16 protein-coding genes are annotated in these 20,211 nt (G+C 72.0%); 10 read left to right on the top strand and 6 right to left on the bottom strand.

The annotated features are described in order from the left end of the window. Nucleotides 1-39 precede the first annotated feature (39 nt). Nucleotides 40-1,944, bottom strand: coding sequence for an ABC transporter ATP-binding protein (locus ACFVT5_RS32445; protein WP_389895657.1), 1,905 nt, complete (start codon nucleotides 1,942-1,944; stop codon nucleotides 40-42). A 174-nt stretch (nucleotides 1,945-2,118) separates the two neighbouring features. On the opposite strand from ACFVT5_RS32445, the gene ACFVT5_RS32450 reads away from it, so the two are divergent. Beyond that, nucleotides 2,119-3,114 (top strand): YbhN family protein, encoded by a 996-nt coding sequence (locus tag ACFVT5_RS32450; protein ID WP_389895361.1) that lies wholly within the window; start codon nucleotides 2,119-2,121, stop codon nucleotides 3,112-3,114. A gap of 57 nt (nucleotides 3,115-3,171) precedes the next feature. Further along, nucleotides 3,172-3,936: a crotonase/enoyl-CoA hydratase family protein gene (locus ACFVT5_RS32455; RefSeq protein ID WP_389895363.1), complete on the top strand. Its 765-nt coding sequence runs from the start codon at nucleotides 3,172-3,174 to the stop codon at nucleotides 3,934-3,936. Between the two features lie 39 nt (nucleotides 3,937-3,975). On the opposite strand, the gene ACFVT5_RS32460 is transcribed toward ACFVT5_RS32455, so the two are convergent. The 3 genes from ACFVT5_RS32460 to ACFVT5_RS32470 are packed head-to-tail and all read right to left on the bottom strand — an operon-like array spanning nucleotide 3,976 to nucleotide 8,202. Then, nucleotides 3,976-5,220 carry an NAD(P)/FAD-dependent oxidoreductase gene (locus tag ACFVT5_RS32460; RefSeq protein WP_389895365.1) on the bottom strand — a complete coding sequence of 415 codons (1,245 nt, stop codon included), beginning with the start codon at nucleotides 5,218-5,220 and terminating at the stop codon, nucleotides 3,976-3,978. Further along, on the bottom strand, nucleotides 5,217-6,713 hold the full coding sequence (locus tag ACFVT5_RS32465) for an FAD-dependent oxidoreductase (RefSeq protein ID WP_389895367.1): 1,497 nt from the start codon (nucleotides 6,711-6,713) through the stop codon (nucleotides 5,217-5,219). Before ACFVT5_RS32465 ends, ACFVT5_RS32460 begins: the two co-directional genes overlap by 4 nt. Before the next feature lie 43 nt (nucleotides 6,714-6,756). After that, on the bottom strand, nucleotides 6,757-8,202 hold the full coding sequence (locus ACFVT5_RS32470) for an FGGY family carbohydrate kinase (RefSeq protein WP_389895369.1): 1,446 nt from the start codon (nucleotides 8,200-8,202) through the stop codon (nucleotides 6,757-6,759). Between the two features lie 289 nt (nucleotides 8,203-8,491). Between ACFVT5_RS32470 and ACFVT5_RS32475 the strand changes: the two genes are divergently transcribed. From ACFVT5_RS32475 to ACFVT5_RS32510, 8 genes are all read left to right on the top strand, one after another. After that, nucleotides 8,492-9,490 carry a hypothetical protein gene (locus ACFVT5_RS32475; protein WP_389895371.1) on the top strand — a complete coding sequence of 333 codons (999 nt, stop codon included), beginning with the start codon at nucleotides 8,492-8,494 and terminating at the stop codon, nucleotides 9,488-9,490. Nucleotides 9,491-9,632: 142 nt separating this feature from the next. Then, complete coding sequence (locus tag ACFVT5_RS32480) at nucleotides 9,633-11,156, top strand: amino acid permease (RefSeq protein WP_389895373.1); 1,524 nt, start codon at nucleotides 9,633-9,635, stop codon at nucleotides 11,154-11,156. Between the two features lie 185 nt (nucleotides 11,157-11,341). Next, on the top strand, nucleotides 11,342-12,487 hold the full coding sequence (locus ACFVT5_RS32485; protein WP_389895375.1) for an ROK family transcriptional regulator: 1,146 nt from the start codon (nucleotides 11,342-11,344) through the stop codon (nucleotides 12,485-12,487). A 120-nt stretch (nucleotides 12,488-12,607) separates the two neighbouring features. Then, nucleotides 12,608-13,876, top strand: coding sequence for an ABC transporter substrate-binding protein (locus ACFVT5_RS32490; protein ID WP_389895377.1), 1,269 nt, complete (start codon nucleotides 12,608-12,610; stop codon nucleotides 13,874-13,876). Further along, on the top strand, nucleotides 13,877-14,860 hold the full coding sequence (locus ACFVT5_RS32495; RefSeq protein ID WP_389895379.1) for a carbohydrate ABC transporter permease: 984 nt from the start codon (nucleotides 13,877-13,879) through the stop codon (nucleotides 14,858-14,860). It begins immediately after the preceding gene. Next, nucleotides 14,853-15,716, top strand: a complete 864-nt coding sequence (locus ACFVT5_RS32500; protein WP_389895381.1) for a carbohydrate ABC transporter permease — start codon at nucleotides 14,853-14,855, stop codon at nucleotides 15,714-15,716. Before ACFVT5_RS32495 ends, ACFVT5_RS32500 begins: the two co-directional genes overlap by 8 nt. 53 nt (nucleotides 15,717-15,769) lie before the next feature. Then, nucleotides 15,770-16,840, top strand: a complete 1,071-nt coding sequence (locus tag ACFVT5_RS32505; RefSeq protein ID WP_389895383.1) for a Gfo/Idh/MocA family protein — start codon at nucleotides 15,770-15,772, stop codon at nucleotides 16,838-16,840. Beyond that, a complete protein-coding gene (locus tag ACFVT5_RS32510) occupies nucleotides 16,837-17,859 on the top strand; it encodes a Gfo/Idh/MocA family protein (protein WP_389895385.1) in 1,023 nt (340 codons plus the stop codon). The genes ACFVT5_RS32505 and ACFVT5_RS32510 overlap by 4 nt, the downstream gene beginning before the upstream one ends. Before the next feature lie 104 nt (nucleotides 17,860-17,963). Here the strand turns inward: ACFVT5_RS32510 and ACFVT5_RS32515 are convergent, their stop codons facing one another. Continuing rightward, nucleotides 17,964-18,986 carry a phosphotransferase family protein gene (locus tag ACFVT5_RS32515; protein ID WP_389895387.1) on the bottom strand — a complete coding sequence of 341 codons (1,023 nt, stop codon included), beginning with the start codon at nucleotides 18,984-18,986 and terminating at the stop codon, nucleotides 17,964-17,966. Between the two features lie 151 nt (nucleotides 18,987-19,137). Then, nucleotides 19,138-20,091 carry a hypothetical protein gene (locus tag ACFVT5_RS32520; protein WP_389895389.1) on the bottom strand — a complete coding sequence of 318 codons (954 nt, stop codon included), beginning with the start codon at nucleotides 20,089-20,091 and terminating at the stop codon, nucleotides 19,138-19,140. Nucleotides 20,092-20,211: the final 120 nt, after the last annotated feature.

The following is a 20,211-nucleotide window of genomic DNA, read 5'->3' on the forward strand; positions in this document are numbered from 1 at the left end:
GCGGCGGTAAAGGACGAGATGGCCGTCACCTCGTGGCCGTCATACCGGTGTCGGGGAGGCGTCGGTGGTTGCCCGGGTCTTCCCGGTGGCCTCGTCCGCGAACTGGGTGCGGTACAGCTCCGTGTAGCGGCCCTCCTGATTCAGGAGGTCGTCGTGGGTGCCCTGTTCCACGATGTGGCCGTTCTCGATGACGAGGATCTGGTCGGCGGTGCGGACCGTCGAGAGACGGTGGGCGATCACCAGGGCCGTCCGGTCGGCCAGGGCCTCGGCGAGGGCCGCCTGGACCGCCGCCTCGGACGTGTTGTCGAGGTGGGCGGTCGCCTCGTCGAGGATGACGACACGCTGGCCGGCGAGCAGGAGCCGGGCGATGGTCATGCGCTGGCGTTCGCCGCCGGAGAGCCGGTAGCCGCGTTCGCCGACGACGGTGTCGAGCCCGTCGGGCAGGGACCGTACGAGGTCGTCCAGGCGGGCCCGGCGCAGCACGTCCCACAGGTCGTCGTCGGTGGCGTCGGGCCGGGCGAGCAGCAGGTTGGCGCGGACGGACTCATGGAAGAGATGGCCGTCCTGCGTGACCATGCCGAGCGTGGCGCGCAGGGAGTCCGCGGACAGGTCGCGTACGTCGACGCCGCCGATCCGGACGGCGCCCGCGTCGGCGTCGTACAGACGGGGAAGGAGCTGTGCGATGGTCGACTTGCCCGCTCCGGACGAGCCGACGAGGGCGACGGTCTGGCCGGGTTCCGCACGGAACGAGAGCCCGTGCAGGACCTCGGCGCCGCCCCGGCTGTCGAGTGAGGCGACCTCTTCGAGCGATGCGAGGGAGACCTTGTCGGCGGACGGGTAGCCGAAGCGGACGGCGTCGAACTCGACCGAGACCGGGCCTTCGGGGACCTGACGGGCGTCGGGCCGTTCCGCGATGAGCGGCTTGAGGTCGAGTACCTCGAAGACCCGCTCGAAGCTGACGAGGGCGCTCATCACCTCGACACGGGCCCCGGCGAGCGCGGTCAGCGGCGCGTACAGCCGGGTCAGGAGCAGCGCGAGGGCGACGACGGCGCCGGGTTCGAGGCTGCCGCGCAGGGCGTAGAAGCCGCCGAGTCCGTAGACCAGGGCGAGCGCGAGCGCGGAGACGAGGGTCAGGGCCGTGACGAAGGTGGACTGCGCCATCGCGGTCCGTACCCCGATGTCCCGCACCCGCCGGGCCCGCGCCGCGAACTCCGCCGACTCGTCGTCGGGCCGCCCGAAGAGTTTGATCAGCGTGGCCCCCGGCGCCGAGAACCGCTCGGTCATACGGGTGGCCATCGCGGCGTTGAGATGCGCGGCCTCCCGCTGGAGCCGCGCCATCCGGGTGCCCATACGGCGCGCGGGCACCACGAACACCGGCAACAGGGCCAGCGCGAGGAGCGTGATCTGCCACGAGAGCGTGAGCATCACGGCCAGCGTGAGCAGCAGGGTCACCAGATTGCTGACGACGCCGGAGAGCGTGTTGCTGAAGGCGCGCTGGGCGCCGATCACATCGTTGTTGAGGCGGCTGACGAGGGCGCCGGTGCGGGTACGGGTGAAGAAGGCGACGGGCATGCGCTGGACGTGGTCGAAGACGGCGGTCCGCAGATCCAGGATCAGGCCCTCGCCGAGGGTCGCCGACAGGCGCCGGTTGAGGAGGCCGAGCCCTGCCTCGGCGAGCGCGATCAGTGCGATGAGGAGCGCCAGGCGGACGACGGTGCCCTCGTCCCCGCCGGTGACGATCGCGTCCACGACCCGTCCCGCGAGGACCGGCGTGGCCACGGCGAGCAGCGCGGTCACCATGCCGAGCAGGACGAACTGGACGATACGGCGGCGGTGCGGGCGGGCGAAGGCGGCGATACGGCGCAGGGTCGCGCGGGCGAAGGGCCGCCGGTCCTGGTGGGCGTGCATGACGCTCTGCAACTGCGTCCAGGCTGTGGTCTCCATACTCATGAGAGGGACCGTAGAACCTCAACCAACCTTAGGGTCAAGTCGGGGGGTGGGTTCGAGGGGCAACCGAGCATCATCATCACCCCCCGCACACGTAGTTGACCGGCGTGTCGGCGGCTGTCCGCCCGCCCGCAACCCCACGTTGGTCCGATGCGGAAAAGCTTCTTGGATGTGACGGCCGCTCGCGTGTCCCCCGCGCTCCCCCGACGCATCCCCCGGTTCCCCGGACGCTTTCCCCGGCGTCTGCCCGTCCGGCAGGTGCTCTGTCTGCTTCCGCTCGCCCTGGTCGCCGTGGTGGCCGTGCGGCACTGGTCGGTCCTCACCGAGGGGTTCGGCAAACTCGGCACCGGTGAGTGGCCCTGGCTGCTCGCCGCCGCCACGACGACCTGCCTCGCGTGGGTCGCCGCCGCCGTCACCCGGCAGGGCGCCGTCGTCCAGCGGATGCCCGTGTTCCGGCTGCTGGCCACGCAGTTCGCGGCCGGCGCCGCGAACCATCTGCTGCCCACCGGACTCGGCGCGAGCGCCGTGAACCTCCGCTTCATGACGGTCTGCGGTATCCCGCTCGCCCGCTCGTCGGCCGCGCTGGCGCTGTACATACTCGCCGAGGCCATCAGCCGGGTGACCCTCCTGGTCGCCCTGCTCCTCGCCTTCCCCAGCGCCCTGCGCCTCAGCACCCTGCTGCCCGAAGGGGTGGTCGGCCCGCTCCTGCTGGCGGTCGCGGCGGCGGCGGTCGTCGCGGCGGCGGTCCTGCTCCTGGTACGCCGGCTCAGGACGGCGGCCGTGTCGTTCCTGCGGACCGCGCTCGGCGAGGCCCGTACCGTCCACACCAGGCCCGCGCGGGCCCTCGCGCTGTGGGGCGGTTCGCTGGCCTTCCCGGCGCTCCAGGCCGGGGGGCTCGTCGCGGTCGGGCAGGCGCTGGGGTTGCAGATCCCGGCGGCGTACATGGCGGTCGCGTATCTCGCGGCGACGGTCGCGGTGGCCCTGGTGCCGACGCCGGGCGGGATCGGCTCGGTGGAGGCCGCGCTGATCGTGACCCTGGTCGCGGCGGGCGGCGACGCGGCGGTGGCGACGGCGGTCGTCCTCACGTACCGCATCATCACGGTCTGGCTGCCGCTGCTGCCGGGGGCGCTCACGCTCGGGGTGCTGGTGCGGCTCAAGGTGATCTGAGAGCCTCGCCGGGCCGCCGTACCGCCACGGCGGAAGCCGAACAGAGGGGTCACCGCCATGCCCGTCCGGGTCGAACGCCAGGAGTACGTCACCACGGTCGTCCTCTCCCGCCCCGAGGCACGCAACGCCGTGGACGGTCCGACGGCCGCGGAACTCGTCGCCGCCTTCCGGGAGTTCGACGCGGATCCGACGGCGCGCGTCGCGGTGCTGTGGGGCGAGGGCGGCACCTTCTGCGCGGGCGCGGACCTCAAGGCGATCGGTACGGAACGCGGCAACCGGGTCGCGGTGGACGGTGACGGTCCGATGGGGCCGACCCGGCTGCGGCTGTCGAAGCCGGTGATCGCCGCCGTCAGCGGTCACGCGGTGGCGGGCGGCCTGGAACTGGCGCTCTGGTGCGATCTGCGGGTCGCCGACGAGGACGCGGTGTTCGGTGTGTTCTGCCGCCGCTGGGGTGTGCCCCTGATCGACGGCGGCACGGTGCGGCTGCCGCGGCTGATCGGCACCAGCCACGCGATGGACATGATCCTCACCGGGCGCCCGGTCCCGGCACCGGAGGCCCATGCCATGGGCCTCGCCAACCGGCTGGTGCCGCCGGGGCGGTCCCGCGCCGAGGCCGAGGCACTGGCGGCCGGCATCGCCCGCTTCCCGCAGGAGTGTCTACGCGGCGACCGGGCGTCGGTCCTGGAGCAGGAGGGCCAGCAGGAGGCCGCAGCGATGGCGGGTGAACTCCGGTACGGGATGGGCGTGTTGGGACAGAGCCTGGAGGGCGCGGCCCGCTTCACGTCGGGCGCGGGACGGCATGGGGACTTCGGGGACATCTGAGCGGACGGTTCCACGGGTGCCCGGGACTCGCGGCCCCGGTCACCCCGCACCCTCCACCGTGACCCGGACGTCCCCTCCCCCGGTGTCCACACCCCGCGTCCACCCGCCGGACAGGTGAACGGCCCGGTTCGGCACCGCCGTTCGCCAGGTGCGCTCCCGGTGCAGGGTCCTGCCATCCTGGGTGACGAGCAGCGTGGGGCGGTCGAGGAAGCGGGCGGTGCGCAGTACGAAGGGCCGGGGGGAGGGCAGTTCGGGGTCGACGCGGTTCGGGGCGATCCAGCGCAGCGGCGGCGCGGCCTCGACCCGTACGGGCGGACCGGCGGGCCAGGTGCCGTCGGCCGCGAGATGGTGGAGCACGGATTCGGCGGCGAGCGTGCCCTCGCGGACGACCGTGCCCGCGCTCTCCACGGCGTGCAGCAGATTCCCCACCGCGAAGACGCCGGGCCGCGAGGTACGCAACGCGGTGTCGACGGCCGGCCCCCGGGTGCCCGAGTCGACGGTGAGGCCGCCGCGCCGGGCCAGTTCGTGTTCGGGCACGAAGTCGCCGGTGAACACGACCGTGTCGCAGGCGAGCGTGGTGGTCCTGCCGTCGTGGTGGCGCACGGCGACCCCGGACAGCCGTCCCCGGCCCATGAGTTCGGTGACGACGGAGTCGGTGAGCAGCGGCACGCGATGGCGCAGCCGGGTGGTGCGGGCGTACGCGGGTGACGCCTGGTGGCGGGGCAGCTCGGTGACCATCGCGACGACGTCGGTTCCGGCGCCGCGCAGGGTGTCCACGGCATGGTAGGCCACCTGCTCGGCCCCGACGACGACCGCGCGGCGCCCGACATCGAGCCCGTACAGACGCACCGACTGCTGCACCTCGCCCGTGGTGAACACCCCGGCGGGCCTGCTGCCCGGTACGAGGCGTGCCGCGCGCGGGCGTTCCCGGGCGCCGGTGGCGAGGACGACGGCCCGCGCGCTGATCGACTCGGGCCCCCGAGGGCTCGTGGTGTCCAGGGTCAGCGGACCGGCCCAGCCGAGCGCGGTGACCCCGGTACGGAGTTCGGCACCGGCACGGACGGCCGTGTCGATCCAACGGCGCGCGGCGGTCGGCCCGTCGGCGGGCCGCTTCGCGGTGCCGAAGCCACCGTGAAAACAGTGGCGGGGCACACCGCCGGGACGCCGCTCACGTTCCAGGACTTCGACACGACCCACACCGGCGGCGGCGAGCCGCGCGGCGACAGCAAGCCCCGCGGGCCCGGCCCCGACGACCAGGACATCAACAACACGGGAGCCGTTCACGGCCGCCACCTTTCCCGCCGCTCGCCGGGCCCGGGATCGACAGGCTCCGCCCCGTCAACCTCCCGTTCGAACAGATCCCGTACCGCAGCCCCGCAGTGGAACCCCTGGCAGCGTCCCGCGCGTGCTCGGGTTCTGCGGCGTAGGCCGTCCAGTGATGCCGGGGGCAGCGTGGAGGTCAGGGCGTCGCGGATCTCGCCCCGGGACACCCGCTCGCAGTGGCACACGATCGTCCCGTACTCGGGGTCGGCGGCGATCAGTTCGGCCCGCTGGTGAGGGCGCGGGAACGCCTCGCCGAGGTTGGGCATCCGTACGGGCTCCAGGTCCCCGGCCGGTCCCAGGTCCAGGCCCGCTTCGGTGAGCAGGTCGGTGACGTACGCGGCGATGGCGAGGGACGCGGTGAGTCCGGTGGAGCGGATGCCGCCGACAGTGACGTAGCGATGTTCGGGGTGAGCCAGGATCCGGTAGTCGTCGTGTTCGGTGGCGGCGCGCAGCCCCGCGTAGACCGCGGTGACCTCCTCGTCGACGAGGGCGGGCAGGATCCGGCGGCCCTTCTCGCGCAGCAGGGCGAGTCCTTCGGCGGTCGACCCGGTGTCCCCCTTGTCGTCCAGGTCCTCGGCGGTCGGCCCGAGCAGGACGTTGCCGTACACGGTCGGCGCGACCAGGACGCCCTTGCCGAGTGCGGTGGGGACGGGCAGCAGGATGTGGCGTACCAGGTCACGGGCGAGCTTGTCGTACACGACGAGTTGGCCTCGGCGCGGGCGTACCGTGAAGTCGTCGTGGCCGAGCCGCCGGTCGAGGTCGTCGGCGTGCAGCCCGGCGGCGTTGACGAGGTAGCGGGTGCGCAGGGTGCCCCGGCTCGTGGTGAGGATGTGGGCGGCGCCCCCGCCCTCCTGATCCGCCTGGTCCCCATCCACCTGCTCCACACGGCAGTTGAGGTGCAGGTCCACGCCCGCGCGGACGGCCTGGGTCGCGTAGGCGAGGGTCGTGGTCCAGGGGCAGATGATGCTTTCGCCGGGTACGTCGAGGGCGCCGAGGACGCCGGGTCCGAGGTGGGGTTCGCGGGTGCGCACCTCGTCGGGGCCGATGAGGCGGGTGTCGTGGCAGCCGTTGCGTTCCGCCTTGACGGCGAGCGCGGGGAGCGCGGCGAGTTGCTCCTCGTCCCAGGCGACGAGGAGGGCGCCGACCCGTTCGACGGGGATGCCGCAGTCGGCGGCGTAGGCGGTGAGGCGGCGCGCGCCGTCCCGCACGAGCCGGGCCTCCAGGGAGCCGGGCACGGCGTCGAAACCGGTGTGCAGGATCGCGGTGTTGGCCTTCGAGGTCGCGTCCCCGACGTCGTCCCGCGCCTCGACCAGTGCGATACGCGGTGGACGGCCGTCAGCGGCGCCCCGGTACCGGGCCAGTTCCCGGGCGATGGCCGCACCGACGACCCCGGCGCCGACCACGGTCACGTCGTACGGGATGTCCGGCAGCGCGCCCGACCTGGTGACGCTCATGTGCCAACCCGGGGCACGGCGGGACGCACCGTCGCGGGGCCGTTCACGACGCGCCGCCGCCCGACCGGATCAGCGTGTCCACGGCCCGCCGGAACCCGGCGAGCCGCTCCGCCGCCTCGGTCGCCGTGATCCGTGGCTCGTACACCGTGACCGGGCGCCAGGCGGGCACCGCGTCGTCCACGGTGACGTCAGGGTCGAGCCCCATCCGGGCCAGGGCGGCGACGCCGAGCGCGGTGACATCGGGCAACGCCGAGACCTCGACGGGGCGTTGCAGCAGATCCGCCTGGGTCTGCATGAGCAGCGCCGAACGGGTCAGCCCGCCGTCCACGCGCAGCGCGGTGAGCGGGGTGCCGAGATCCGCGGCGGCGGCGTCGGCGAGGGCGGCGACCTGCGCGGCGACGCCCTCGCACAGGGCGCGCACCAGATGGCCGGCCGTGGTGTCGAGGCCGAGCCCGGTCAGTGAGCCGCGCAGATCCCCGCGCCACCAGGGCGCGGCGAGTCCGGCGAGCGCGGGCACGAAGGTGACGCCGCCGCTGTCGGGCACGGCCGAGCCGACCGGGTCGAGGTCGGCGGCGCCGGAGATCACCCCGAGGTCGGTGAGCCAGCGCACCGCCGAAGCGGCCGTGTACACCTGCCCGTCGAGGCAGTAACTGGTCCGCCCGGCGAGACGCCACGCGACACAGCTCACGAGCCCTGACGGGCCGCGCCGTGGTCGGTCGCCGGTCTGCGCGAGCAGGAAGGCGCCGGTGCCGTAGGTGCATTTGGCGGTGCCCGGTTCGGTGACCCGCTGGGCGAGCAGCGCGGCCTGCTGGTCCACGAGCAGCCCGGTCAGCGGGAGTTCGGGGCCGAAGGCGCTGGTGGTGCCGACGGGTCCGGCGGCGTCGACGATCTCCGGGAGGTGTTCGCCGGTGAGGCCGAAGGCGTCGAGCGCGGCCGGGGACCAGTCGACGCGGTCCAGGTCGAGCAGTTGGGTACGGCCCGCGGTCGCCGCGTCGGTGACATACGCGCCGGTGAGCCGGTGGACGAGCCACGCGTCGCTGGTGGTGACCACACCGTCGCGGGTGAGATGGCGGCGGATCCAGGTCATCTTGGGCGCGGCGAAGTACGGGTCCAGCGGCAGTCCGGTGAGCTGCCGCAGTTCGTCGGCGCGGGGTGCGAGGTCGGCGCAGACCGTCTCGGCGCGGCGGTCCTGCCACACCAGCGCGTCGGTGAGGGGCCGTCCGGTGCCGGGGTCCCAGGCGAGGACGGTCTCGCCCTGGTTGGCGAGGCCCACCGCGGCGACCGGTTCACCGGCGGCGGCGAGCGCCGCGCGCCCGGCGGCGACCACCGACTCGTACAGCTCGGCCGGGTCGACCTCGACGAGGCCGCCGGACAGATGACGGGGGCGTACCTCGGAGGTGCCGGCGCCGATCACTCCGCGCTCCGGGCAGACGACGAGCGCCTTGGTCCCGGAGGTGCCCTGGTCGACGGCCAGGACGGGTGCCGTCATCGTCCGCTCCCGGTGCATACGCGGCCACGTTCGGTGATCATCGGGCGTCAGCCTGCTCCGCGCACGGCCGCCCGTCAAGCACCCCCATCCGACACTCCGTCAACTTTCCTTCAAAGAACCCCTGTTGAGCGGGGCGATGGATCTCACTTGAGTAAGATCCGTAAAGCGCCCGGAAAGTGGAAGACACCCCTCTACACTGTCGCCCGTCCATCGCATCCCCCCACCGAATGCGCGGAGGACCCTTGTTGTCTGACCCCGTCCCCCCGGGTTTCACGGGGGCGCGGCTCTGATGTCCCGTGACGGCTTCCGCCCCGCGTACCATCCCGCGGGGCATGACGCCGGGCTGCGTGTCGCGCTCCAGGATCTGCGGGCGGGTCGCTGGATGTCGATGCGGGATCTCCTCGACTCCACCGCCGACCGCTCCCTGTGGACGCAGCGCACCCAGGTCCTCGCCGCCGCCGCGGCCGGTACCGATCTGGTGCGGGCGTGGCGTGCCGAGGAGCCCGACAGTGTCTCCGCGGCGGTGATGGAGGGCCGGGTCGCCGTCGAGCGGACGCTGCGCGCGCATCGCGGTGAGCACCGGCAGACCCATGAGCTGTGGCAGCAGGCGTGGGAGGCGTGCCGGCTCGCGGCGCAGGCGGCCCCCGACGACCCGGTGCCGTGGGTGTGTCTGCTGGCGCTCGCACCGCTCGACACCGGGCAGCAGATGGAGGAGCACCGGGCGGCGCCGCCCGAGCCGATGCTGCCGTACGGGCCGTGGGGTCTGCTCGCCGAGGCGGACAAGCGGGACCCGCACAACCGCGAGGCGTACCACCGGATGCTCCAGTTCATGTATGTGCGCCGGGCGGGCGGCCGGCTGTCGGAGGCCGTCAACTTCGTGCAGTGGGCGGTGACTTCGGCGCGGCCCGGTTCGGCGCTGCACGTACTGCCGCTGTATGTGCGGGTCGAGCGGTACCGCAGGGAGGGCGGCCGGGAGGCGGCGCTCGATCTGCACTGGGTCGCCGAGGACGCGACGCGTGAGGCGCTGCGCGCGCTGAGTGGATGGTTCGACCATGTGGCGCCGGTGGAGAGTTCCCTGCTCGATCTGAACCATCTGGTGCACGCCCTGTGGGGTGCGCTGCGATTCACCGAAGGCGCCCGGGTGTTCGAGGCCCTGGGCCCGTACTGGACATCGGTTCCCTGGGCGTACCGCACGCCCGACGCGGGTGACTCCGCCGCCGCGATCGAGCTGTTCACCCAGGCCCGCGCGCGCTGTCTGGGCGCGGACCGCGGCCGGGGCCGTTCATGAACCGGCACGGCGGGCCCTGACCCGTCACCGCCCGCCCTCCCCCGGACGGGGCCGGCCGAACACCGCTCTTTGCGCGACCGGCCTTGAGCACCACAGCTTCCTCCCTCCCCTTCCCCCCACCTTTCTCCCGGAGGTACTTGTCATGTCCCGTACGCGATGGTCGGACCCGGGCGCCACGGCGCACGAGGACGAGGAGCAACGGCTGCGGGAGCTGGGCTACAAACCGGTTCTCGCCCGCCGCATGGGCGGTTTCGGCAACTTCGCCATCAGCTTCTCCGTCATATCCGTCCTGTCCGGCTGCATGACCCTGTACGGGTTCGGGCTCGGCACCGGCGGGCCCGCGGTCATGCTGTGGGGCTGGGCGGGCGTCGGCCTGTTCGTGCTGTGCGTGGGTCTGGCACTGGCCGAGGTGACGAGCGCCTACCCGACGTCGGGCGCCCTCTACTACATGGCCGACCGGCTCGGCGGACGGCGCTGGGGCTGGTACACGGGCTGGCTGAATCTGCTCGGTCTGCTGGGTGCCATCGCGGGCATCGACTACGGCGCCGCGCTGTTCACCGGCGCGTTCCTGAACCTCCAGTGGGGCTTCGAGCCGACACCCGGTTCCACGATGCTGATCTTCATCGCGATCCTGCTCCTGCACGCGCTCCTGAACCTCTTCGGCGTGCGCCTGGTCAGCCTCCTCAACTCGATCAGCGTGTGGTGGCATCTGGCGGGTGTGGCGCTGATCGTCGGCGCCCTGTGGATCGTGCCGGACCACCACCAGTCGCCGTCGTTCGTATTCACCGAGTTCGTCAACGACACCGGCTGGTCCAACCCGTTCTACGTGGCCGCGATCGGTCTGCTGCTCGCCCAGTACACGTTCTCCGGGTACGACGCCTCGGCGCATCTGTCCGAGGAGACGTCCAACGCGTCGGTGTCCGCGGCCAAGGGCATCGTCCGCGCGATCTGGGTGTCGTGGATCGCCGGTTTCGTACTGCTGATGGGGCTGACGTTCGCGATCCAGGACTACAAGGGCACCCAGGAGAGCACGACCGGGGTGCCGCCCGCGCAGATCCTGCTGGACGCGCTGGGCTCGGGCGGTGCCACCGCGCTGCTCCTGGTGGTGATCGTGGCGCAGCTCTTCTGCGGCAACGCCGAGGTGGCCGCCGCGAGCCGGATGGTGTTCGCGTTCAGCCGTGACAACGCGCTGCCCGGTTCGGCCCTGTGGCGCAAGGTGAGCAGCCGGACGCAGACCCCGGTCCCCGCGGTGTGGCTGTCGGTCGCCGTCGCGTGTGTGCTGGCGCTGCCGTCCCTGTACTCGGCGACGGCGTACGGCGCGGTGACCGCGATCAACGTCATCGGGATCACACCCGCGTACGCGATCCCGATTCTGCTGCGGCTGCGGGCGGGTGACCGCTTCCGGCCCGGACCGTGGAGCCTGGGCCGGTGGAGCCGTCCCATCGGCTGGATCGCGGTGGTGTGGGTGGCCTGCGTGACGGTGCTGTTCTGTCTGCCGCAGTCGTCGCCGGTGACGGGCGGCACGATGAACTACGCGTCGATCGCGCTCGCCGTGGTCCTCGTCCTGGCCAGCGTCTGGTGGTACGTGGCACGGCGCTCGTACGGAACGCCGTCCGCCTACGGCTCGGACCGGGAGCAGGCGGAGATCGCGGAGGGCATCGTCTAGCCGCCCGGCTCCGCGTCCAGAAGGAGTCGTCCAGAGTCTGAGTCGTTCAAAAGGAGTCCTCTTTAATTCATCAGTCCGTGGGGTTCTCAACGAGCCGACGTTATGCAAGAGTCCTGCATAACCCGCGCCGGGCCCCGAACCCGGCGCGGCCTTGTTCACGACAACGCGTATGACGGGGTGGTGGGATGCGGGGCGATGCGCGAGGTCACGATCTGGCGGCTCTCCGGGGACTCAACACCGCCGTCGTGCTGCGGGCGCTGCGCGGGCTGAGCCCGCAGACGGTGAGCCAACTGGCCGCCGCCACGGGCCTGTCACGACCCACGGTCGAGGCGCTGGCCGATGAACTCATGGGCCGGGGCTGGATCGCCGAGGCCGAGGACAGGCCCGCCGAGCGCGCCCCCGGCCGCCCGGCCCGCCGGCTCCGGTTCCGTGCCGAGGCGGGCCATGTCGTCGGCGTCGACTTCGGGCTGCGCAAGATCGTGCTGGTTCTGTCCCGGCTCGACGGCGAGGTCGTCGCCACCGACATCGACGCGGTCGCCCCTTCGATGACCGGCGCCGACCGCATCACCTTCCTGCGGGAGCGGATCCGCCGTTTCCTGCGCGAGCACGGGCTGCGGCCCGACGAGGTGTGGGCGATCGGCATCGGAGTGCCCGGCATGGTGGACGAGACCGGGCGGATCCGGTCGGTGATCGTCCCGGACTGGACCGACGTCGACCTCTCCCGGCGGCTCGCCGACGACTTCCCGTGCCGGATCCTCGTGGAGAACGACGTCAATCTCGCCGTGCTCGCCGAACACTGGCGGGGCGCGGCCGTACTCGCCGACGATGTCGCCTGTGTCCTCGCGGGCCGCCGGATCTCCTGCGGCCTGATCATCGACGGCCGGCTGCACCGGGGCCGCCGGGGCGGCGCCGGAGAGCTGGGCATCCTGCCCCAACTCGGTATGGGCAAGGCCGCGAAGTCCCTCGTCTGGGCGGGCGCGCGGCTGGACGGCGAGTCCGAGACGGACGCCCTGGCCCGCGCGGTACGAGAAGGGGACCCGGACGCGCTCGCCGTACTCGACGGCTATCTCGCCGGACTCGCCCCCGGGATCGCCGCCCTCGTCCTGGCCGTCGACCCGGAACTCGTCGTGCTGTCCGGCGCGATGGCACCGGTCGGTGAGCCGCTGGTGCCGCTGCTCACGAAGCATCTGCGCGAACTGACCCTGCATGTACCGCGGATCGTGGTCAGCACCCTCGGCAGGGAAGGGGTCGCGCTCGGCGCGGTGCGGCGCGCCCTGGACGCGGTCGACGCCGAACTGCCGGACCGCGCCATACCGTTACCGCCCCGCTGACACCCCATCACCCCCCGCTCCCTCCCCCAGCCATTCCCCTCACCCCTCCCTCCCCCTCACCCCTCCCTCTCCCACTCCTTCACTCCTCAACTCCCGTGAACCGAGCTACCGGAGGCGCGTATGCGCAGGAGAACGCTTCTCGCCGGTGCGCTGGCCGCACCGGCCCTCGCCGCCTGTGACCGGGGCGGCGGATCCGACACCGCCGCGTCCGGCGGCCGGACGGCCATCTCGTACGGCATCTGGGATGTGGCCCAGGCCCCCGGCATGCGGAAGATCATCGCCGCCTTCGAACGGGAGCACCCGGACATCGCGGTGGAGATCCAGCTCACGCCCTGGGCGTCGTACTGGACGACCCTGAGGACGTCGATGCGCGGCGGCACCGCGCCCGACGTGTTCTGGATGAACGCGGTGAACATACAGCTGTACGCGTCGAACAGCGTCCTGGAACCCCTCGGCGCCCATATCGCGCAGGACCGCACCCCGGTCGACCGCCACCCCAAGGCATTGGTCGAGCTGTACGCGTACGACGGCGAACAGTACGGCCTGCCCAAGGACTTCGACACCATCGGCCTCTGGTACAACAAGGAGCTGTTCGACAAGGCGGGCGTCAGTTACCCGGACGCGACCTGGACCTGGGACGACGTACGGGACGCGGCCCGTGAGCTGACCGATCCGTCGGCCCGGGTGTACGGCATCGCGGCCGAGATGGACCGGCAGCGCTGCTTGTATCCGTCGATCTTCGCCGCCGGCGGACAGGTACTGCGCGACGGTCGGTCCGGATACGCCGATCCGGAGGCGATCGACGGGCTGCGGTACTGGACCGACATGGTGGACCGGGGCTGGTCACCGCCGCAGAGCGCGATGGCCGAGGTCACGGCCCGCAATCTGTTCCTGTCGGAGCGGGTCGCGATGAATCATGACCTGTCGGCGATGGCGTCGTTCATGCACGGGACGCCCGCCATCAAGGACCACGGAGGCGTCGCCGTGCTGCCGAAGGGCCGCCGGCGCGCCACCGTCATCCACGGTCTCGCCAATGTCGTCTCGGCCAAGAGCCGTAACAAGGAGGCGGCCTGGCGGTTCGTCGACTTCATGGCCCGCAAGGAGGCGGCGGAGATCCAGGCGGCCGGCGGCGTGACCATCTCGTCCTACGCCGGGACGCAGGACACCTGGCGGGCGTCGATGCCGGAGTTCGACCTGAAGTGCTTCATCGACATGCTGGACTACGCGTTTCCGTTCCCCCGCTCGAAGAACACGGCCGTCTGGGAGGACCTGGAGTATCTGCTGCTCGGCGCGCCGTTCAGCGGCAAGGGCGGTATCGAGTCCGCCGCGCGGACGCTGGCCCGGCAGATGGACCGGGCGCTGGACGAAGAGCGAAAGGTGGGCCGATAGATGGCGGTGTTCCCCTCGACCGCGGCGGCGGAAGCGGATTCCCGCGCCGCCCGTGACGGCACCCGCACCGGTTCCGGCTCCGGCTCCGCTCGGGGCAAGGGCCGGGGCCCCAACTCCCGTACGCAGAAGACGGCGTACGTCTTCGTCGCACCGCTCGCGATCGGCTTCCTGCTCTTCTACATCTGGCCGCTGATCCAGACCTTCGGGTACAGCTTCACGGCGTTCGGGCCGTTCGGCGGCAACACCTGGATCGGCGGCGACAACTACGCGCGCGTGGTGCGGGACGTCACGGTGTGGCGGGCCATCGGCAACACCCTGCTGTACGGGGCGATCGGCCTGCTGGCGCTGCCGCTCTCGGTGCTGGTCGCGGCGCTCCTCAACCGGCGCGGGCTGCGCGGGGTCACCGTCTACCGGGCGTTGTACTTCATCCCGTTCGTGACCCTGCCGGTCGCGGTCGGCCTGGTCTGGAACTGGCTCTACAACGGCAACTTCGGCCTGCTGAACGAGATCCTGTCGTGGTTCGGCGTGGCCCGGCACTACTGGTCGTCCGACCCGACGACGGCCCTGTGGGCGATCGGTGTGGTGATGGTCTGGCAGAGCGTCGGCTACTACTTGATCATCTTCATCGCCGGGATCAAGGGGATTCCCCGTGACTACTACGAGGCCGCCGAGCTGGACGGCGCGGGCCCGGTGCGCCGGTTCTTCCGGATCACACTGCCGCTGCTGAGTCCGAGCATCTTCTTCGCCGCCGTGATCTGCGTGATCAACTCGCTCCAGACCTTCGACCTCATCTACGTGATGATGAGCAACTCGAACCCGGCGCTCGCCTCCACGCAGTCCGTGGTCAGCCTCTTCTACCAGTGGGCCTTCCAGCAGAACGCGCAAGGTGCGGCGACCGCTCTCGCCTTCCTCCTGATGGTGATGACGGCGGCCCTCACCTTCGTCCAGTTCCGGCTCCAGAAGAGGTGGGTGCACTATGGCTGAACCCGTGGCGGGCACCACGACAGCGGTCCGCGTCCGGCGCTTCTCGCCCGGATCCGCGGCCACCCACCTCGTGCTGTCCCTGGGCGCCCTGGTGATGGTGTTCCCCTTCCTGTGGCAGCTCCTGACCGCGTTCAAGTCGCTGCCCGAGGCGGTGCACGCGCCGCCGACGTTCCTGCCCGAACACTGGGACCGGTCGGCGTTCAAGGAGGTCTTCAGCGCACTGCCGTACGCGGACATGCTCGGCAACAGCGTCATCAACACGATCGGGCGGACGGCGGGCCAGCTGGTGTTCTGCTCCCTCGCCGCCTACGCGTTCGCACGGATGCGGTTCCGTGGCCGCAACGTCCTGTTCGCGCTGTTCCTGTCCGTGCTGATGGTGCCGCCGTCGCTGCTCGTGCTGCCGCAGTACGACGTGATCCAGCGGCTCGGACTGCTCAACACCCCGCCCGCGCTGTTCCTGCCGGGCATGTTCAGCGCGTTCGGCACCTTCCTGCTGCGGCAGTTCTTCCTCTCGCTGCCCAAGGAGCTGGAGGAGGCCGCGCGGATCGACGGAGCCGGTCCCTTCCGGATCTTCTGGTCGGTGATGCTGCCGCTGATGCGTCCCGCTCTTGCCGCACTCGCGGTGATCACGGCGATGTGGTCGTGGAACGACCTGCTCTGGCCACTCGTCGTCAACACGGATCCGGCGAAGATGCCGATCAGTGCCGGACTGACCTCGCTGGAGGGGCAGTTCGAGACCAACTATCCGGTGATGATGGCCGGTTCGCTGATCGCGAGTCTGCCGATGATCGTCCTCTATCTGCTGCTCCAGCGGCACTTCGTGCAGGGCATCGCGTCGAGCGGCACAAAGGGCTGAGCGCAGGGCGCACACCCAGGGCACCGAACCACCACCCGCGACCGGAAGGGCACATGACCACTCGCCAACTGCCGGAAGGGCACACGCACTCCATGACGGGCCTCGACGTGGGGCTGATCGGTGCGGGCGGCATCGCCCGCGCCCATCTCCCGGGCTGGCTGGCCCTCGGCGCACGGGTCACCGTGCTGTCCACGGACGGCCATGCGCAGAAGCTCGCCGAGACCCACGCCGACCAGGGCGTCACCGCTGCCCGTGACCTCCTCGAACTCCTCGACCGCTGCACGGTGGTCGACCTCTGCACCCCGACGTACACCCACCGTGATCTGGCGCTCGCGGCCATCGCCGCGGGCAAGCACCTCGTCTGCGAGAAGCCCCTCGCGCTGACGGTGGCGAAGTCCACCGAGATCGCCGACGCGGCCGAGGCCGCCGGGCTCCTGCTGTTCCCGGCGCATGTCGTGCGGTACTTCCCCGCGTACGAGACGATGGCGCGGGCCGTGGCCCGAGGTGACATCGGGGCGCCCGCGGTCCTGCGGTTCACACGCTCGGGAATGTATCCGGTGTGGGCGCCCTGGTTCTCGGACCCGGCGCTGTCCGGCGGGATCCTGGTGGACCAGATGATCCACGACTTCGACTTCGCGCGGCTGGTCGCCGGTGAGGTCGTACGGGTGCACGCGCAGGTCCGTGGCCGTCAGGAGCCGGGGGCGCGGGCCGGTGATGTCGCGGTCGGCACGGCGGTGCTGACGCATGAATCGGGTGCGGTCAGCCATGTGCTCGGCGTGTGGGGGCAGCCGGACCTCCCGTTCCGCACCACGTTCCGGATCGCCGGTCCCGGTGGCGTCCTGGAGCACGACTCGACGGCCGTACCCGGGTTCCGGGTTCTGTCGCGGGGGCTTGGGGAAGCCGGTGAGGGCATTCCGGGCAGCCCGATGACGGAGAGCCCGTATCTGACGGAGCTGAGGGAGTTCGCGGCGGCCGTCGCGGGTGGTCCGCCGCCCCGGGTGACGGCGCGGGACGGGGTGGAGGCGGTACGGATCGCGACGGCGGCGGCCGAGTCGGCGCGCAGCGGTGCGGCGGTCGAGGTGTCGGCGGTCGAGATGTCCAGGTCACGGGAGGGTGCGCTGTGAAGGTCGGAGTGCTGTCGTTCGCCCATGTCCACGCCGGGGGCTTCGCCCGGCTCCTCGCCGCGATGGACGGCGTGGAGGTACGCGCGGCCGACCCGGACACGGATCTGGCGGCGCCGGGCGAGGTGCGCGGCCGGGCGTTCGCCGCCGAGATCGGCGTCGACTACGCGGACACGTACGAGGAGTTGTTCGCCTGGGGCCCGGACAAGGTCGTCGTCTGCTCCGAGAACGTACGGCACCGGCCGCTGGTGGAGTGGGCGGCGGCGCACGGCGTGGACGTCCTGTGCGAGAAGCCCCTCGCCACGACCGCCGAGGACGGCGCGGCGATGGTGGCCGCGTGCCGGGCGGCCGGGGTACGGCTCGCGGTGGCGCACCCGGTGCGGTTCAGCCCCGCCTACCGGGCGGTCCGGGAGGCGGTGCGCTCGGGTTCGGCGGGCAGGGTGCTCACGGTGGCCGGCGCCAACAACGGCTATATGCCGGCGGGCGCCCGCCGCTGGTTCGGTGATCCGGCGCTCGCGGGCGGCGGCGCCCTGATGGACCACACCGTGCATCTCGCGGACCTCCTGGACGACCTGTTCGATGCGTCGTCCGCCGATGAGGTGTACGCGCAGGTCAACAATCTCCTGTACGAGGACGAGGTCACGACGGAGACCGCGGGACTGATCACCGTCCGGTACGCGAACGGCGCGGTGGCGACCATCGACTGCAGTTGGAGTCAGCCCCGGCACCATCCGGCGTGGGGCGGGCTCCAGTTGCAGGTGATCGGGGAACGGGCGACGGTCGAGATGGACGCGTTCGACCAGAAGGTCCACGGCTTCAGCGAAACCACCCGCGCACCCGTCGAACTCCCTTACGGGGTCGACCTGGACGCGCTGATGCTGCGGGAGTTCCTGTTCGGCCCGCCGACACCGACGGCCGACGCGATCCCGGTCACGGACGGCGAGGCGGGGCTCCGGTCGCTGCGGATCGTGACGGCGGCGTATGAGTCGGCGCGGACGGGGCGGGCGGTTCGGGTGGGGTGACGGACGAGGGGCGTACCGGGGTGACGCGGGTGGGATGAAGGCCGGGGCGACAGCCCCCGGCCTCCGCCGGTCCGCGCGGTGCGGTGCGGTGCGGTGCGGTGCGGTCACAGTCGGCCGTGCCGCAGCCCCTTCTCCACGTCGTCCAGGGCCGAGACGAGGTGGGGTCCCACCCGGTCCCAGGCCCAGGCACGGTCGGCCGGGGTGGCACGCCTGGGTTCCACCTCCACCAGCATGATCAGGTAGAGGTAGACCCGGTAGAGCGCCAGCCGCAGCCGGACCGAGTCGCTGAAGTCGGCCTCGCCGCCCGCGCTCGCGTAACCGGCCAGGAAGTCCTGGTCGTCCTCCATGTCGGCGAGGAGCGCGAGCGAGACGAACTCCGCCACCGGGTCACCCCAGAACATCCGCTCACCGTCGATGAGGCCGCTCAGCCGACGGTCACCCGGCGGCCCGGCGAGCAGCAGATTGCCCTGCCACAGGTCGAAGTGGACCAACGCGGGCCGGGTGACGTCATCGAGTACGCCGGAGGCCGCGGCGAGCACCTTCCTGATCGCGTCGACGGAACGCGGAAGGCGCGCCGCGTACCGCTCCGCGTCGTGCAGGACGGCATCGGTCATCCCCGTGAACGCCTCCCGCCAACCGGCGGCCAGGGGGCCCAACGGCTGCCCGGGGTAACCGAATCCGGGTCCGGTGACCGTGTGGAGCCGCGCGGTGATCTCCCCCAACTCCCGCCGCAGTCGCCACCGTTCCCCGTCCGCCAGGGAGGCGGCGACCTCGGACCAGGGGTCACCGGGACGCGCCGTCATCAGCAGGTAGGGGCCGATGTCGTCCCCGGTATCCGTCTTCGCGGCGACGACCCGGGGCACGATGCCCGTACTGTCGGGGGCCTCGGCGGCCGAGTAGAAGGCGATCTCACCGGTGAGCAGGGCCTGTTCGTACGCGAGGCACGCGCCCGGCCGGGGCGGCAGCTTGAGTACCCAGTCCCGCTCCCCGCCGAGCGAGACGCGGACGACGGTGTTGTAGGTGCCGCCGGCCAGCGGTGTGTACCGGGCGTTCTGCCTGCCCGGCACGCCGGCGTCCCGCAGGACGGCGTCGGCCGCGTCCACGACCGCCTCGTACGAGGTCTTCACCTGTGCTCCTCCGTTGCTCCTCGTGGCGCGGCCCATCCGTACCGGCCGCTCCCTCATCCGAGCAGACCCTGACGAAGCAGAACAGGTATGCGGTACGCGTACATCGCCGACCCGGAGGGCAACCTCATCAAGTTCTCCCAGGACCGGTCACTCAAGCATCCGCGGAACTCGCGGACCGGTCCCGCCAGTACGTGAACGCGCGCTCCGGATCGTCGAGCGAATTCCACGGGAATGGCGTCATGTCGCGGCCGATGCGCCGGAACACCTGGCCCGCCTCGGGCAACAGCCGGGCCCGTACCAGGGCGAACGCCAGGACGTTCAGATCGGCGACGACCTCGGCGTGCGGAGTCGGCGCCGGGTGGAACCAGTGGTGCAGGGCGGTCTCGATCTCGCGGGCCGCCGTGGGGTCGTGCCACAGCCGGTTCGCGCTCAGGGCATCCCGCCCGCCGACGTTCAGCCGGTGCGCGAAGTGCTCGGCGCGGGCCGTCAGCGGGAGCACGACCAGGGGCGAGTCATGGGGCGCGTGCGAGGCCGCGCGCCAGGCGAAGCCCATCATGTCGAAGACCGAGCCATGGCTGCGCGGCGACAGATACCGCAGCACTTCGTGGTGCGCGGCCCGGCTCCACCGGTCACGAGCCGCGATCTCCCGCCACACCGGCACGGCCTCCCGCAGCGGCGCGTCACGGGACCGGAGCAGCCCCAGTAAGGCGAGCCAGGGCGTGGGGTCCTCGGGGTAGCGTCCGGCGGCCTCGACACAGCTCGCGCGGGCCGTTTCGACGGCCGCCTCCGTACCGGTGCGGGCCCGCGTCGCCCGTACACAGGCCCGGACGACCACCGCGTCATGGTCGTCCGGGCACTGTGCCGCCCACCGGTCGGCGACCGCCGGGGGCAGTACGGGGGCCAGCACCGACACCCGGTGCGCCCTGCGGTCCCAGTCCGCTCCGGTGACCCGCAGCAGCTCCGCGACGGGCCGCCACGCGATGCCCGTACGGTCCGCTCCCAGGCCGTGGAGTTGGTGCGTGGGCCGGATCTCCCTCAGTGCCCGGTGCAACTCGCGGTCGTCAAGTTCGGGGCGGATGAGCACCGTCGCTCTTCTTCGTGCCATGGCGGTTGTCCTTGGGGAGTGCGGGCCGGGGGGGGCCGCCGGGGGGGGCGGGCGCCCCCGGGGGGGGCGGGGGGGGGCCCACCGCCCCGGAGCGGGGGGGGGCGCCGGGGGGTGGGGGCG

Origin of the sequence: Streptomyces sp. NPDC058001, from assembly GCF_042886315.1 — a bacterium.
In the GTDB taxonomy this organism is placed as follows: Bacteria; Actinomycetota; Actinomycetes; order Streptomycetales; family Streptomycetaceae; genus Streptomyces.

Bases quoted from the DNA above. Each gene is read 5' to 3' on its own strand.
- ACFVT5_RS32520 (WP_389895389.1), bottom strand. From the start codon at position 20,091: ATGGCACGAAGAAGAGCGACGGTGCTCATCCGCCCCGAACTTGACGAC.
- ACFVT5_RS32490 (WP_389895377.1), top strand. From the start codon at position 12,608: ATGCGCAGGAGAACGCTTCTCGCCGGTGCGCTGGCCGCACCGGCCCTC.
- ACFVT5_RS32480 (WP_389895373.1), top strand. From the start codon at position 9,633: ATGTCCCGTACGCGATGGTCGGACCCGGGCGCCACGGCGCACGAGGAC.
- ACFVT5_RS32495 (WP_389895379.1), top strand. From the start codon at position 13,877: ATGGCGGTGTTCCCCTCGACCGCGGCGGCGGAAGCGGATTCCCGCGCC.
- ACFVT5_RS32485 (WP_389895375.1), top strand. From the start codon at position 11,342: ATGCGGGGCGATGCGCGAGGTCACGATCTGGCGGCTCTCCGGGGACTC.
- ACFVT5_RS32475 (WP_389895371.1), top strand. From the start codon at position 8,492: ATGTCCCGTGACGGCTTCCGCCCCGCGTACCATCCCGCGGGGCATGAC.
- ACFVT5_RS32500 (WP_389895381.1), top strand. From the start codon at position 14,853: ATGGCTGAACCCGTGGCGGGCACCACGACAGCGGTCCGCGTCCGGCGC.
- ACFVT5_RS32455 (WP_389895363.1), top strand. From the start codon at position 3,172: ATGCCCGTCCGGGTCGAACGCCAGGAGTACGTCACCACGGTCGTCCTC.
- ACFVT5_RS32465 (WP_389895367.1), bottom strand. From the start codon at position 6,713: ATGAGCGTCACCAGGTCGGGCGCGCTGCCGGACATCCCGTACGACGTG.
- ACFVT5_RS32470 (WP_389895369.1), bottom strand. From the start codon at position 8,202: ATGACGGCACCCGTCCTGGCCGTCGACCAGGGCACCTCCGGGACCAAG.
- ACFVT5_RS32505 (WP_389895383.1), top strand. From the start codon at position 15,770: ATGACCACTCGCCAACTGCCGGAAGGGCACACGCACTCCATGACGGGC.
- ACFVT5_RS32445 (WP_389895657.1), bottom strand. From the start codon at position 1,944: ATGGAGACCACAGCCTGGACGCAGTTGCAGAGCGTCATGCACGCCCAC.